This is a genomic window from Geodermatophilus sp. SYSU D00879, from assembly GCF_054050375.1.
On record NZ_JBJGZF010000003.1, the window covers coordinates 132,097 to 146,223 of the forward strand.

General features: G+C 74.3%; 13 protein-coding genes. 11 read left to right on the plus strand and 2 right to left on the minus strand.

Annotation, left to right across the window (positions count from 1 at the left end; genetic code table 11):
* Window positions 1-32 precede the first annotated feature (32 nt).
* A complete protein-coding gene (mqo, locus tag ACI79B_RS06255) occupies window positions 33-1,526 on the minus strand; it encodes a malate dehydrogenase (quinone) (protein WP_456926667.1) in 1,494 nt (497 codons plus the stop codon).
* Between the two features lie 298 nt (window positions 1,527-1,824).
* Here mqo and lspA point away from each other — a divergent pair, with 298 nt between their 5' ends.
* The 6 genes from lspA to ACI79B_RS06285 all read left to right on the plus strand — a co-directional run bounded on the left by lspA (window position 1,825) and on the right by ACI79B_RS06285 (window position 9,087).
* The gene (gene lspA / locus ACI79B_RS06260) at window positions 1,825-2,382 is read left to right on the plus strand and encodes a signal peptidase II (protein WP_456926668.1); all 558 of its coding nucleotides are present in this window, start codon (window positions 1,825-1,827) and stop codon (window positions 2,380-2,382) included.
* Window positions 2,383-2,399: 17 nt separating this feature from the next.
* Window positions 2,400-3,335 (plus strand): RluA family pseudouridine synthase, encoded by a 936-nt coding sequence (locus tag ACI79B_RS06265; protein ID WP_456926669.1) that lies wholly within the window; start codon window positions 2,400-2,402, stop codon window positions 3,333-3,335.
* A gap of 7 nt (window positions 3,336-3,342) precedes the next feature.
* On the plus strand, window positions 3,343-4,149 hold the full coding sequence (locus ACI79B_RS06270) for a CPBP family intramembrane glutamic endopeptidase (protein WP_456926670.1): 807 nt from the start codon (window positions 3,343-3,345) through the stop codon (window positions 4,147-4,149).
* Entirely contained in the window at window positions 4,146-4,577 is a 432-nt protein-coding gene (locus ACI79B_RS06275) for a GNAT family N-acetyltransferase (RefSeq protein ID WP_456926671.1), read from the plus strand. The genes ACI79B_RS06270 and ACI79B_RS06275 overlap by 4 nt, the downstream gene beginning before the upstream one ends.
* 212 nt (window positions 4,578-4,789) lie before the next feature.
* Window positions 4,790-8,353: a DNA polymerase III subunit alpha gene (dnaE, locus tag ACI79B_RS06280; RefSeq protein WP_456926672.1), complete on the plus strand. Its 3,564-nt coding sequence runs from the start codon at window positions 4,790-4,792 to the stop codon at window positions 8,351-8,353.
* Window positions 8,354-8,403: 50 nt separating this feature from the next.
* The gene (locus ACI79B_RS06285) at window positions 8,404-9,087 is read left to right on the plus strand and encodes a hypothetical protein (protein ID WP_456926673.1); all 684 of its coding nucleotides are present in this window, start codon (window positions 8,404-8,406) and stop codon (window positions 9,085-9,087) included.
* Here ACI79B_RS06285 and ACI79B_RS06290 read toward each other — a convergent pair.
* Complete coding sequence (locus ACI79B_RS06290; protein WP_456926674.1) at window positions 9,080-9,916, minus strand: LON peptidase substrate-binding domain-containing protein; 837 nt, start codon at window positions 9,914-9,916, stop codon at window positions 9,080-9,082. The two genes, ACI79B_RS06285 and ACI79B_RS06290, sit on opposite strands and share 8 nt — an antisense overlap.
* Window positions 9,917-10,022: 106 nt before the next feature.
* Between ACI79B_RS06290 and hisD the strand changes: the two genes are divergently transcribed.
* The 5 genes from hisD (at window position 10,023) to hisH (ending at window position 14,127) form a co-directional block, all read left to right on the plus strand.
* Window positions 10,023-11,327 carry a histidinol dehydrogenase gene (hisD, locus tag ACI79B_RS06295; protein ID WP_456926675.1) on the plus strand — a complete coding sequence of 435 codons (1,305 nt, stop codon included), beginning with the start codon at window positions 10,023-10,025 and terminating at the stop codon, window positions 11,325-11,327.
* A complete protein-coding gene (locus ACI79B_RS06300) occupies window positions 11,324-12,442 on the plus strand; it encodes a histidinol-phosphate transaminase (protein WP_456926676.1) in 1,119 nt (372 codons plus the stop codon). The genes hisD and ACI79B_RS06300 overlap by 4 nt, the downstream gene beginning before the upstream one ends.
* Window positions 12,443-12,447: 5 nt before the next feature.
* The gene (gene hisB, locus ACI79B_RS06305) at window positions 12,448-13,044 is read left to right on the plus strand and encodes an imidazoleglycerol-phosphate dehydratase HisB (RefSeq protein WP_456926677.1); all 597 of its coding nucleotides are present in this window, start codon (window positions 12,448-12,450) and stop codon (window positions 13,042-13,044) included.
* 3 nt (window positions 13,045-13,047) lie between these two features.
* On the plus strand, window positions 13,048-13,224 hold the full coding sequence (locus ACI79B_RS06310; RefSeq protein ID WP_456926678.1) for a hypothetical protein: 177 nt from the start codon (window positions 13,048-13,050) through the stop codon (window positions 13,222-13,224).
* Window positions 13,225-13,491: 267 nt separating this feature from the next.
* Window positions 13,492-14,127, plus strand: coding sequence for an imidazole glycerol phosphate synthase subunit HisH (hisH, locus tag ACI79B_RS06315; RefSeq protein WP_456926679.1), 636 nt, complete (start codon window positions 13,492-13,494; stop codon window positions 14,125-14,127).

Consider the following 14,127-nt stretch of genomic DNA (forward strand, 5'->3'; position numbering starts at 1 on the left):
GTGCACATCCGCGGAAGTGCCCCGAGGGAGCCTCAGCCGTTGAGCTCGAGGGTCTGCATCGTCTCCGCGCGGACGGCCGCCAGCAGGGCCGGGTCCGAGGACAGGTCGCGGCCGTAGGAGGGGATCGCCTCCTCGAGCGCGGCGCGGCGCGCGGCCACCCGGTCGGGGAACGCCCGCTCGACGAGCGAGAGCATCGCCGAGACCGCCGTCGAGGCGCCGGGGGAGGCGCCCAGCAGGCCCGCGATCGAGCCGTCGCCGCCGACGATGAGCTCGGTGCCGAACTGCAGCACGCCCTTGCCGCTCTTCGGGTCCCGCTTGATGACCTGCACCCGCTGGCCGGCGGTGATCATGTCCCAGTCGGCCTGCTCGGCCAGGGGCACGAACTCCGTGAGCGTGCGGTGCCGCGCCTTGCGCGACTGCACCAGCTCGGTGACCAGGTACTTGGTCAGCGCCATCTCGGTGCGGGCCACGCCCAGCATCGAGCCGAGGTTGTTCGGCTTCACCGACAGCGGCAGGTCGAACATCGAGCCGGCCTTGAGGAACTTCGGCGACCAGCCGGCGTAGGGGCCGAACAGCAGCGAGAACTCACCGTCGACCAGGCGCAGGTCCAGGTGCGGCACCGACATCGGCGGGGCGCCGACGGCGGCCTGCCCGTAGACCTTGGCCTGGTGCCGGCTGACCAGCTCGGGGGAGTGGGTGCGCAGGAACATGCCACTGACCGGGAAGCCGCCGAACCCGCGGATCTCGGGTATCGCGGCCTTCTGCAGCAGCGGCAGCGCGCCGCCGCCCGCGCCGACGAAGACGAACCGGGCGCGCACCGTGCGCTCCTCGTCGGTCCGCTTGTCCGTGACGGTGACCTCCCAGCGGCCGTCGTCGCGCTTCTCCAGGCCGGTGACCCGCTGGCCGGTGTGCACCTGCACGCCGCGGGCCTCGCCCTGCTCGAGCAGCAGCCGGGTCAGCGCGCCGAAGTTGACGTCGGTGCCGGCGACCGAGCGGGTCGCGGCGACGACCTGCGCGGGGTCGCGGCCGTCCATGACCAGCGGCACCCACTGCGCCAGCTCGGCCGGGTCGTCGGTGTACTCCAGCCCGGCGAACAGCGGCTCGGCCGACAGCGCCGTGTGGCGGTTGCGCATGTAGGTGCGGCCGCCCTCCCCGGTCACGAAGCTGACGTGCGGGACGGGGGAGATGAACTCCTTGGGCGAGCCGGTCAGGCCGCTGCGCACCAGGTGCGACCAGAACTGGCGCGACACCTGGAACTGCTCGTTGATGAGGCGGGCCTTGGCGGTGTCCACCCGCCCGTCGGGCCCCGCGGGCGTGTAGTTCAGCTCGCACAGCGCCGCGTGCCCGGTGCCGGCGTTGTTCCACGCGTCCGAGCTCTCGCCCGCCACCGCGTCCGCGGACTCGAAGACGGTGATGCTCCACTCCGGCGCGATGACACCGAGCAGCGACGCCAGGGTCGCGCTCATGATGCCCCCGCCGACGAGCACCACATCGGGGTCGGTGGCTGAACCGAGGTCGGTGGACACGACTGCCTTCCTGCCGGGTGGACGTGCGCCATCTCCGACGATCGGCCGAACGGCGCGCTGGGACGCCCTCGACGGGGTGTGAGATTCGTCTACCCCGCGGTGAGGTGCCTCACCATCGCGGCGGGGGTGCGGCCGCGCGGCGGGCCGGGAGGCACAGCCGCCGAGGCTATCGTCGGCTCGTCGGCCGCCTCCCCGCGGCCACCCGACGACCGCCGCGAGCACGAGGAGCCCCCCGCTGAGCGAGCGACCCGAGGACCCCGCGGAGGCCCCTGCCGCGGCCGCTCCGGACGACGCCGCCGTGGACGACGGCGCCGCCCCGGCGCCGGCCGGGCGGCCGCGCACGCGGCTGCTGCTGCTGCTCGCCGCGGTGGTCTTCCTCGCGGACCTCGGCAGCAAGCTCCTCGTCGTCGCGACGGTCGACCGCGGCGAGAACCTCCGGCTGCTCGGCGGGGCGCTGTACCTCACGCACGCGCGCAACACCGGCGCCGCCTTCTCCTTCGCCGAGGGCTTCACCGTCGTCTTCACGCTGATCGCGGTCGCCGTCGCGGTCGTGATCGTCCGGACGGCGCGACGGCTGTTCTCCACCGGCTGGGCGGTCGCGCTGGGGCTGGTCCTCGGCGGTGCCCTGGGCAACCTGGTGGACCGCGTGTTCCGCGAGCCGGGGTTCCTGCGCGGCGGCGTCGTCGACTTCCTGTCGGTGTTCGCGCCGGACGGCGAGGTCTACCCGATCTTCAACCTGGCCGACTCCGCGATCGTCTGCGGCGGGCTGCTCGGGGCCTACCTCGCGCTGCGCGGCGTCGAGTTCGACGGCACCCGGACCCGCGACCGCGGCGACGGCGCGGTGTCCCGCGGCTGACCTGTCACGATGGACCGGTGAGCGCTCCCGGCCAGCACCGCGCCCTCCCGGTGCCCGACGGCCTGGAGGGCCAGCGGGTGGACCAGGCGCTGGCGCGGCTGTTCGGGCTGTCCCGCGCGGTCGCCGCCGACCTCGCCGACGCCGACAAGGTGTGGGTCGACGGCCGCGTGCGCGGCAAGGGAGACCGGCTCACCGGCGGCAGCTGGCTGGAGGTCGAGCTGCCCCCGCCGCCGGGCGAGGCGCCCCCGCCCGAGCCGGTGCCCGGCCTGACCGTCGTCCACGACGACGACGACGTGGTGGTCGTGGACAAGCCGGTCGGCGTCGCGGCGCACCCGAGCCCCGGCTGGGAGGGCCCGACCGTCGTCGGCGGGCTGGCCGCGGCCGGCTACCGCATCTCCACCTCCGGCGCCCCGGAGCGGCAGGGCGTGGTGCACCGCCTGGACGCCGCGACGACGGGGCTCATGGTGGTCGCCAAGAGCGAGCGCGCCTACACGCTGCTCAAGGCGGCGTTCAAGGAGCGGACGGTGGACAAGGGCTACCACGCGCTGGTGCAGGGCCACCCCGACCCGTCGCGCGGCACCATCGACGCGCCCATCGACCGGCACCCGCGGCACGACTGGAAGTTCGCCGTCGTCTCCGGCGGGCGCCCGTCGGTCACCCACTACGAGGTGATCGAGGCCTTCCCGGCCGCCAGCCTGGTCGACATCCACCTCGAGACCGGCCGCACCCACCAGATCCGGGTGCACTTCTCCGCGCTGCGTCACCCCTGCGTCGGCGACACGGCCTACGGCGCCGACCCCACGCTGGCCGCCCGGCTCGGGGTGGCCCGGCAGTGGCTGCACGCGGTGCGGCTCGGCTTCGCGCACCCCGCCGACGGGCACCGGGTGGAGTTCACCAGCGACTACCCGGACGACCTCGCGGGGGCGCTGGCCGTCCTGCGCGCCGAGTCCTGACCCTCCCGTGACCGGCCTCCCCGCCACCCTCGCCGACTGGGGCCCCGCCGCGCTGTCGGCCGTGGTCGTCGGGGTCTACCTCGTCGTCGGCGAGCCGCTGGTCGGGCACGTGCTGCACCGCCGCTTCGAGGGCCGGCTGCGCACCGACCCGGCCGCCCGGCGCTCCTTCTACCGGCGGCTGCTGGTCCTGGAGTGGGGGCTGGCGACCCTCGCCCTGGTCATCTGGCTGGCCGTGCCGGACGTCGGCGCCGCCGCGGTCGGGCTGGCCTGGCCCACCGGCCTGCCCGGGCCGGTCACCGGCGCCGCCGCGCTGGTGGTGCTGGTGCTGGCGCTGGTCTCGGTCCGGGCGCTGCGCGGCGGGGCGCTGGCGCGGGCGACCGCGGCGCCGCAGCCCGGCGACGGCCGGCACGCCGAGCCGCCGGTGCACGCCACGCTGGCATTGCTGCCGCGCAGCCGGTCCGAGCGGCGGCTGTTCACCGTCGTCGGGGTGACCGCGGGGGTGTGCGAGGAGTGGCTGTACCGCGGGTTCTTCCTCGCGGTGGTCGCCGCGGTGGGCGGCGGGCTGCCGCAGGGGGTGCTGGTCGCCGTCGCGGCCGTGGCCTTCGGGCTGGCGCACGCCTACCAGGGGGTGGGCGGGGTCGTGCTCACCGGCGTGCTCGGCGGGGTGTTCGCGGCGCTGTACCTGGAGACCGGGTCGCTGCTGCTGCCGGTGCTGCTGCACGCCGCGGTCGACCTGCGCTTCCTGCTCGTGCCGTCGTCGGCGCTGCCCGAGGCGCTGCCGGCGCCGCGCGCTCCCGGCGGGGCGCCCGCGTGAGCGCCGCGACGGCCGCCGTCGCCACCGCCGCCGACTGGCCGGAGGTGGTCGCGGTGCGCACCCGGGTCTTCGTCGAGGAGCAGGGCGTGCCGCCGGAGATCGAGCAGGACGCCGCCGACGCCACCGCCGTCCACGCCGTCGGTCGTGACGGCAGCGGCCGGGTGGTGGCCACCGGGCGGCTGCTGGAGCGCGACGGGCGGGGCGTGATCGGCCGCATGGCCGTCGACGCCGCCGCCCGCGGCGCCGGGCACGGCGCGGCGGTGCTGGCCGAGCTGCACCGGCAGGCGGCGCTGCGCGGCCTGACCGAGGTGGAGCTGCACGCGCAGGTCACCGCCCGCGGCTTCTACGAGCGGGCCGGCTACACCGCCGTCGGGGAGGAGTACGAGGAGGCGGGCATCCGGCACGTCACCATGCGCCGCCGACTGTGACGGGGTCGTCCCGCCGCGCCGAGACACGTCCTGTCAGACCCTCGGCGTAGAACGTCCCCGGTGCGAGGATCAGGGGACCGGCCCGGGCCTGCGTCGGTGCCCGGCCGGACCAGTCCCGAGCCCGCACCGCACCGCCCGGTCTTCCCCGCCGGTCGCCCGCCGGAGCACCCGACGGCCGGGCCAGCACGACCCGTGAGGAGCGCCGCAGCACCGTGAGCAGCCCGTCGACCGACTCGTTTGCGCACCTGCACGTCCACACCGAGTACTCGATGCTCGACGGGGCGGCCAAGCTGCCCGAGGTGACGAAGGCCGCGGCCGAGCAGGGCATGCCGGCGCTGGCGATGACCGACCACGGCAACGTCTTCGGCGCCTACGACTTCTACAAGCACGCCAAGGCCGCCGGCGTGAAGCCGATCATCGGCATGGAGGGCTACTACACGCCCGGCTCCCGGTTCGACCGCGCGCCGTTCGACTTCGGCGACAACCTCATCGACGAGGACGGCGAGGGCGGGTCCTCCCGCGGCAAGGCCGCCTACACGCACATGACCCTGCTGGCGCGCACCACCGAGGGGATGCACAACCTCTTCCGCATCTCCTCGCTGGCCAGCCTCGAGGGCCAGTACCGCAAGCCGCGCTTCGACCGCGACCTGCTCGAGCGCTACGGCACGGGCCTGATCGCGACGACGGGCTGCCCGTCCGGCGAGGTCAACATGTGGCTGCGCGCGGGCAAGCTCGACCGCGCCCGCCAGGCGGCGGCCGACTTCCAGGACATCTTCGGCAAGGAGAACTTCTATGCCGAGCTGATGGACCACGGGCTGTCCATCGAGCAGAAGACCCGACCGCAGCTGCTGGAGATCGCCAAGGAGCTCGGGATCCCGCTGCTGGCCACCAACGACCTCCACTACACGCACAAGGAGGACGCCGAGGCCCACGACGCCCTGCTGTGCATCCAGACCGGGTCGCGGCTCAACGAGACCAACCGCTTCAAGTTCAACGGCGACGGCTACTACCTGAAGAGCGCCGCCGAGATGCGCGCGCTGTTCCCCGGTGACCTCGCCTCCGCGTGCGACAACACGCTGGTCATCGCCGAGCAGTGCGAGGTGTCCTTCACCGAGGGCGCCGACCTCATGCCGCGGTTCCCGCTGCCGCCGGGGGAGGACGAGACCTCGTGGTTCGTCAAGGAGGTCGAGCGGGGCCTGCACAAGCGCTACCCGAACGGCATCCCCGACCACGTGCGCAAGCAGGCGGACTACGAGGTCGGGATCATCACGCAGATGGGCTTCCCGGGGTACTTCCTCGTGGTCGCCGACTTCATCAACTGGGCCAAGGACAACGGCATCCGCGTCGGTCCCGGCCGCGGCTCGGCCGCGGGCTCGCTCGCCGCCTACGCGATGGGCATCACCGACCTCGACCCGCTGCAGCACGGGCTGATCTTCGAGCGGTTCCTCAACCCCGAGCGCGTCTCGATGCCCGACGTCGACATCGACTTCGACGACCGCCGCCGCGGCGAGGTGATCCAGTACGTCTCGCGGAAGTACGGCGAGGAGCGGGTCAGCCAGATCGTCACCTACGGCACCATCAAGGCCAAGGCCGCGATCAAGGACGCCGCCCGGGTGCTCGACCGCCCCTACTCGGTGGGCGACGAGCTGACCAAGCTCATGCCCCCGGACGTGATGGGCAAGGGCATCCCGCTGTCGGGGGTCTTCGACCCGGCGCACCCCCGCTACAAGGAGGCCGCGGAGTTCCGCGCCCGCTACGAGTCCGACCCGGGCGCGGCCGAGGTGGTCGACCAGGCGCGCAAGCTCGAGGGCCTGAAGCGGCAGTGGGGCGTGCACGCGGCCGGCGTCATCATCGGCCGCTACCCGCTGATCGACTCGATCCCGATCATGCGCCGCGAGAACGACGGCGCGATCATCACGCAGTTCGACTACCCGACCTGCGAGACGCTCGGCCTGCTGAAGATGGACTTCCTGGGCCTGCGCAACCTCACGGTCATCGACGACGCGCTGCGCAACATCGTCGCGAACGGCAAGGAGCCGATCGACCTCGACGAGATCAGCAAGGACCTCACCGACAAGGCCACCTACGAGCTGCTGGCCCGCGGTGACACACTCGGCGTCTTCCAGTTCGACGGCGGGCCGATGCGCTCGCTGCTGCGGCTCATGCGGCCGGACAACTTCGAGGACATCTCCGCGGTCGGCGCGCTCTACCGGCCGGGCCCGATGGGCGCGAACTCGCACACCAACTACGCGCTGCGCAAGAACGGCCAGCAGGAGATCACGCCGATCCACCCCGAGCTGGCCGAGCCGCTCGAGGACATCCTGGGCGGCACGTACGGCCTGATCGTGTACCAGGAGCAGGTCATGGCCATCGCGCAGAAGGTCGCCGGGTACTCGCTCGGCAAGGCCGACCTGCTGCGCCGCGCGATGGGCAAGAAGAAGAAGTCCGTCCTCGACGCCGAGTTCGTCGGCTTCGAGGCCGGCATGAAGGAGCGCGGCTACTCCGACGCCGCGATCAAGACGCTGTGGGACATCCTCGTCCCGTTCGCCGACTACGCGTTCAACAAGGCGCACTCGGCGGCCTACGGCCTGGTCTCGTACTGGACGGCCTACCTCAAGGCGAACTACCCGGCCGAGTACATGGCCGGCCTGCTCACCAGCGTCGGCGACGACAAGGACCGCCGGCCGGTCTACCTCGCCGAGTGCCGCCGGATGGGCATCAAGGTGCTCCCGCCGGACGTCAACGAGTCCTCCTGGGACTTCACCGCGGTCGGCACCGACATCCGCTTCGGCCTGGCGTCGGTGCGCAACGTCGGCACCAACGTCGTCGACTCGATCGTCCGGGCGCGCGAGGAGAAGGGCGCGTTCAAGGACTTCGCCGACTTCATGCGCAAGATCGACACGGTCGCCTGCAACAAGAAGGTCATCGAGTCCCTCGCCAAGGCCGGCGCCTTCGACTCCCTCGGCCACTCGCGACAGGGCATCGCCGCCATCCACGCCCAGGCCGTCGACGCCGCCATGTCGCTCAAGCGCAAGGAGGCCGAGGGCCAGTTCGACCTGTTCGGCAGCTTCGGCGGCGACGGGGACGGCGACGACCCGTTCGGCGGCGCGCTGGACATCGCCGTCCCGACGGCGGACTGGTCGAAGTCCGAGCGGCTCGTCTTCGAGCGCGACATGCTCGGCCTCTACGTCTCCGACCACCCGCTGCACGGCGTCGAGCACGTGCTCGCCGCCAACGCGGACACCCCGATCGCGGAGATCAACGCCGGCGGGGTCGAGGACGGCGCCAACGTCACGATCGCCGGCATCCTCACCTCGGTGCAGCCCCGCACCAACAAGCAGGGCGCGCCGTGGGCGATCGCGACGCTGGAGGACCTCGAGTCCGGCATCGAGGTGCTGTTCTTCCCGAAGACGTGGGCGGAGGTCTCGGAGAAGGTAGTCCGCGACCAGATCGTCGTGGTCAAGGGCCGGATCAGCCGCCGCGACGACCAGCCCTCGCTGTTCGGCTCCGAGGTGACCATCCCCGAGCTCACCGAGGGCCCCCGCGGCCCGGTGCTCGTGTCGATGGCCGCGGCCCGCTGCACCCCGCCGGTGGTCGAGCGGCTGCGCGAGGTGCTGGGCAGCCACCCGGGCACCACCGAGGTGCACCTCAAGCTGCTCAACAACGGGCGCGAGACGGTGCTGCGGCTGGACCAGGGGCTGCGGGTACGGCCGAGCACCGCGCTGATGGGCGACATCAAGGCACTGCTGGGGCCCACCAGCGTCGCCCTGCTGTGACCGGCACACCCGGGAGCGGGCCGTCCGCTCCGCGGGGTTCACTGGGGGCCGTGAGCAGCCCGTCTCCGCTCCCCGACAGCCCGTACGCCCGGCCCGCCGCGGTGGTCGGCGCCGCGGGCACCGCGCCGGACACCTCGTCCGCGGCCGTGCCCGCCGCCGTGCCCGCCGCCGTGTCGCCCGCCCGGCGGGCCCGGGCCGCGGTGCTCGCGGAGCTGCGGCGGGACCTGCGGGGGGCGGCGCTCTGGGCCGCGCTCATCGCGCTCGCCGGGGTCCCGGCCGGGCTGCTGTGGGTCTGGCTGGCGCCACGGGCCCGGTTCGAGGTGGTCGAGGGCGGCGCGGTGCCGGTCGGGCGCCCGTCGGCGGAGCTGCTGGTCGCCGACGACTCGGTGCTGGTGCTCGTCCTCGCCGGCCTCGGCCTGCTCGCCGGCGGGATCGCCTGGGCGATGCGCCGCCGGCGGGGGGTGGCCACCGTGGTGGCCACCGCGGTCGGCGCCGCGCTGGCCGGGGTGCTCGCCTGGCAGCTGGGTGAGCTGCTCGCGCCCGGGCCCACGCCGGCCCAGCTCGGCGACGTCGGCACCCGGGTGACCACCGGGCTGGAGCTGTCCAGCCCGCCGGCGCTGGCGGTGGCCCCGTTCGCCGCGCTGCTGGTCTACGTCGTCGCGGCGCTGTTCGCCGCCCGCGACGACCTCGGCCGGGACACGGAGCGGCTCGCCGTGGGCTCGCCGCTCAGTTGAGGCTGGTGGGGCCTGCGAACTGCTGCAGCGGCGCCGGGACCGCGCCCACCGTCTCGAGCAGGGTCAGTTCCCGGCGCAGCATCCGCGTCTCGGCCACCAGCCGGCGGCGGGTCGCCGACTCGGCCAGCAGCGCCTGCCGGTCCTCGGTGGTCAGCAGCGCCGCCGAGGCCACCAGGTAGGACAGCGCGCGGGCGTCGCCGTCGACGACGTCGAGCAGCGCGTCGACGCCGTCGAGCTCCTGCGCGTCGCCGGCCACGGCGGTCTCCGCGCTCCCGGTCTGCAGGCCCGCCACGGCGGTCACGTACCGGGTGAACAGTGAGCCCACCCCGCGCTCCAGCACGCCGAGCGACCCGCGGGCCACCTCGGCGACCAGCCCCTCGTCCGGGCCCCCGCCGGCCGGGGCGGAGCCGACCTCCTGGTCGCCGGCCGCCTCCTCGGCGGCCTCCTCCTCGGCCAGCCACTCGACCTCGGCCCGCAGGTAGGGCGGGCCGTCCCCGTCCTCGCCGTCCCCGCCGACCAGGACGTCGAGCAGCCGGAACCGGTCGCCGCCCACCGTGGTGATGCGGAACCCGCCGTCGGGCTGCGGCCGCACGGTCTGCAGGTGCGCGGTGCAGCCGACGTCGTAGAGCGCCTGGGCGGGGGAGACCCGCTCGACCTCCCAGCCCTGCCGGATCGCGACCACCCCGAAGAACCGGCCGTCGCCGTCCTCCGGCCGGGCGAGCAGGTCCCGCACCAGCGCCCGGTAGCGGGGCTCGAAGACCTGCAGCGGCAGCACGATCCCGGGGAACAGCGGCGACCCGAGCGGGAACAGCGGGATGAGGTCGCCCACACCGGCGAGCGTACGGGCGCCGTGCGCCCCCGGCGCCGTGACGGCGGGCGACCACGCCCCGACTACGCTGGGGAGTCGTCCCTCGCCTGGTTCCGGAGGCCTCCCCGTGCTCGCCCGCATCGACCTGCGTGGATCCGCGCTGCCGGGGGTCCGTGACCTGGCCGGCCTGCTGCCGCGCGCCGCCACCGACATCGACTCCGTCCTCGCCACCGTCCGGCCGCTGTGCGAGGACGTCCGCGTCCGCGGTGCCCAGGCGGTCCGCGAGATCACCGCCCGCCTCGACGGCGTCGACCTCGAGGAGTTCGCCGTCCCGGTGGAGGCGATCCAGGCCGCGCTCGACGGGCTGGCCCCCGACGTGCGGGCCGCGCTCGAGGAGGCCGTCGCCCGGGTGCGGAAGGTCCACGCCGACCAGGCCCGCACCGACGTCACCACCCAGGTGGTCCCCGGCGGCACGGTCACCGAGCGCTGGGTGCCGGTGCGCCGCGTCGGCCTCTACGTCCCCGGCGGGCTGGCGCCGCTGCTGTCCAGCGTGGTGATGAACGTCGTCCCGGCGCAGATCGCCGGCGTCGCGTCGATCGCCGTCGCCTCCCCGCCGCAGCGCGACCACGGCGGCCTGCCCGACCCGGGCGTGCTGGCCGCGTGCGCGCTGCTCGGCGTGACCGAGGTGTACGCCGTCGGCGGCGCGCAGGCGATCGCGGTGTTCGGCCACGGCGCGGGCTCGTGCGAGCCGGTGGACATGGTCACCGGTCCGGGCAACGTCTACGTCACCGCCGCCAAGCGGCTGCTGCGCGGGCTGATCGGCATCGACTCCGAGGCCGGGCCCACCGAGGTCGCGATCCTCGCCGACGACACCGCCGACCCGGTGCACGTCGCCGCCGACCTGATCAGCCAGGCCGAGCACGACCCGCTGGCCGGCGCGGTGCTGGTCACCACGAGCGAGGAGCTGGCCGACGCCGTCCTCGGCCTCGTCCCCGGCCAGGTCGCGGCCACCAAGCACTCCGACCGCATCCTCACCGCGCTCGACGGCAGCCAGTCCGGGATCGTGCTGGTCGACGACCTCGACGCCGGCCTCGCGGTGGTCGACGCCTACGCCGCCGAGCACCTGGAGATCCAGACCCGGGACGCGCGCGAGGTGGCGCTGCGGGTGCGCAACGCCGGCGCGGTGTTCGTCGGCGCCTGGTCGCCGGTGTCGCTGGGTGACTACATCGCCGGCTCCAACCACGTGCTGCCCACCGGCGGCTGCGCCCGGCACTCCAGCGGCCTGTCGGTGCAGTCGTTCCTGCGCGGCATCCACGTCGTCGAGTACGACGAGCAGGCGCTGGCCGAGGTGGCCGGGCACGTCGACGCCCTCGCCCACGCCGAGGACCTGCCCGCGCACGCGGCCGCGGTCCGGGTCCGGCAGAAGCCGTGACGACCACTCCGAGGACATCGCTCGACGAGCTCCCGCTGCGGCCGGAGCTGCGCGGCCGCACGCCCTACGGCGCCCCGCAGCTGCGGGTCACGCACCGGCTCAACACCAACGAGAACCCGCACCCGCTGCCGGCGGAGCTGCTGGCCACGCTCGGTGAGGCGCTCGGGCACGCGGCGGTCGAGCTCAACCGCTACCCCGACCGGGACGCCGTCGCGCTGCGCGCCGACCTCGCCGCCTACCTCGGCCGCGGCGGGGAGCGGATCGAGCCCGCGCAGGTGTGGGCCGCCAACGGCTCCAACGAGGTGCTGCAGCAGCTGCTGCAGGCCTTCGGCGGCGCCGGGCGGACGGCGCTGGGCTTCACCCCGTCCTACTCGATGCACCCGATCATCTCCGCCGGCACCGGGACGGCGTGGGTCGACGGGCACCGCCGCGAGGACTTCACCATCGACGCCGCGCAGGCCGCCGCCCAGGTGCGCGAGGTCCGGCCCGACGTCGTCTTCGTGACCAGCCCGAACAACCCCACCGGCACCGCGGTGGCGCTGGAGACGATCACCGAGCTGTACGACGCCACCGACGGCGTGCTCGTCGTCGACGAGGCCTACGAGGAGTTCGCCCGCGCCGGCACGCCGTCGGCGCTGACCCTGCTGCCCGGCCGCCCGCGGCTGGTGGTCAGCCGCACGATGAGCAAGGCGTTCGGCATGGCCGGCCTGCGGCTGGGCTACCTCGCCGCCGACCCCGCCGTCGTCGACGCGCTGCAGCTGGTCCGGCTGCCCTACCACCTGTCCTCGCTGACCCAGGCCGCCGCGCGGGCCGCGCTGGCGCACACCGACGCGCTGCTGGCCACCGTCGACGCGGTCAAGGCCCAGCGCGACCGGATCGTCGCCACCCTGCCGTCCCTGGGCCTGACCAGCGTGCCCAGCGACGCCAACTTCGTCCTGTTCGGCCGGTTCGCCGACGCGCACGCCGCGTGGCAGGCGCTGCTGGACCACGACGTCCTCGTCCGCGACGTCGGCATCCCCGGCTGGCTGCGGGTCACCGCCGGCACCCCGGCGGAGACCGACGCCTTCCTCACCGCGCTGGGTGAGGTGGCCCCCGACCACCGCCTGGGAGACTGAGACCCATGAGCCGTACCGCCCGCGTGGAGCGCGCCACCAGTGAGACCAAGCTGGTCGTCGAGCTCGACCTCGACGGCACCGGGAAGAGCTCGATCAGCACCGGCGTCGGCTTCTACGACCACATGCTCACCGCGCTGTCCAAGCACAGCGGCATCGACCTCACCGTGCAGGCCGACGGCGACCTGCACATCGACGCGCACCACACCGTCGAGGACGTCGCCATCGCCCTCGGCCAGGCGTTCGGCGAGGCGCTCGGGGACAAGAAGGGCATCACCCGCTACGGCGACGCCACGATCCCCATGGACGAGGTGCTCGTGCAGGCCGCCGTCGACCTGTCCGGCCGGCCGTACTTCGTGCACGCCGAGCCCGAGACGATGACGCCGATGATCGGGCCGGACTACCCGACGTCACTGACCAAGCACGTGCTCGAGTCCTTCGCCTTCAACGCGCGGATCACCCTGCACGTGCGGGTGCTCTACGCCGGCCGCGACGCCCACCACATCGTCGAGGGCCAGTTCAAGGCGCTCGCCCGGGCGCTGCGGGCCGCCGTCGCGATCGACCCGCGGGTCGCCGACGTCCCCTCCACCAAGGGCGCGCTGTAGCGGATGGAGTTCGGCGTCGTCCTCGTCGTCCTCGGCGGGTTCCTGCTGGGCGGGGCGTGGAGCATGTGGAAGGCGGACCACGACACGAAGGGCCGCACCGGCCCGCAGGTCGTGATCGCGGTCGTGCTGCTGGTGGCGGCGCTGCTGGCGACCGCGTCGGGGATCCTGAGGCTGGTCTGACGCCCGAGGACCGGTTCCTCGGGCTCGTCCTCGGCGACCCGACGGTGGCGCGGTGCTCGAGCGGGCGCCGGCGCTGGGCGCCGGCGAGTGGGGGCCGACCGCCGGGCTGCTGTTCCAGACACCCGGCGAGCCCCGCGCCGCGGGAGGTCTACGAGGCCGAGGCCGCCCGCTGGCGGGCGGTGTGGCCCGAGCTCACCGTGCTGCCCTGGGACCGCTGAGCCGGGAATCCCGGCGGGGGGCGCGGCGCTGCCACGTACCGTGGCAGACGTGAAGAAGGTGGTCGTCCTCGACTACGGGTCGGGCAACCTGCGCTCGGCCGAGCGGGCGCTGGCCCGCGTCGGCGCCGACGTGACCGTGACCGCCGACCGCGACGCCGCCCTGGAGGCCGACGGGCTCGTCGTGCCGGGCGTGGGCGCGTTCGCCCACTGCATGCAGGAGCTGCGCGCCGTCGACGGGCCGCGCACCATCGGCCGGCGGCTGGCCGGCGGCCGGCCGGTGCTGGGCATCTGCGTCGGCATGCAGGTCCTCTTCGAGCGCGGGGTCGAGCACGGCCACGACGCCGCGGGCTGCGGCGAGTGGCCCGGCACCGTCGAGCAGCTGGAGGCGCCCGTCCTGCCGCACATGGGCTGGAACCGGGTCGAGGTCCCCGAGGGCAGCGTGCTGTTCCACGGCCTGGCCGACGAGCGCTTCTACTTCGTGCACTCCTACGGCGTGCGCGAGTTCACCCTCGGCCAGGACGGCCCGCCGTCGCGGCTGGCGCCGCCGAAGGTCACCTGGGCCGAGCACGGCGACCGGTTCGTCGCCGGCGTGGAGAACGGCGCGCTGTCGGCGACGCAGTTCCACCCGGAGAAGAGCGGCGACGCCGGCGCCCAGCTGCTCACCAACTGGCTGGCCACGCTCTGA

Bases quoted from the DNA above. Each gene is read 5' to 3' on its own strand.
- hisB (WP_456926677.1), top strand. From the start codon at position 12,448: ATGAGCCGTACCGCCCGCGTGGAGCGCGCCACCAGTGAGACCAAGCTG.
- ACI79B_RS06310 (WP_456926678.1), top strand. From the start codon at position 13,048: ATGGAGTTCGGCGTCGTCCTCGTCGTCCTCGGCGGGTTCCTGCTGGGC.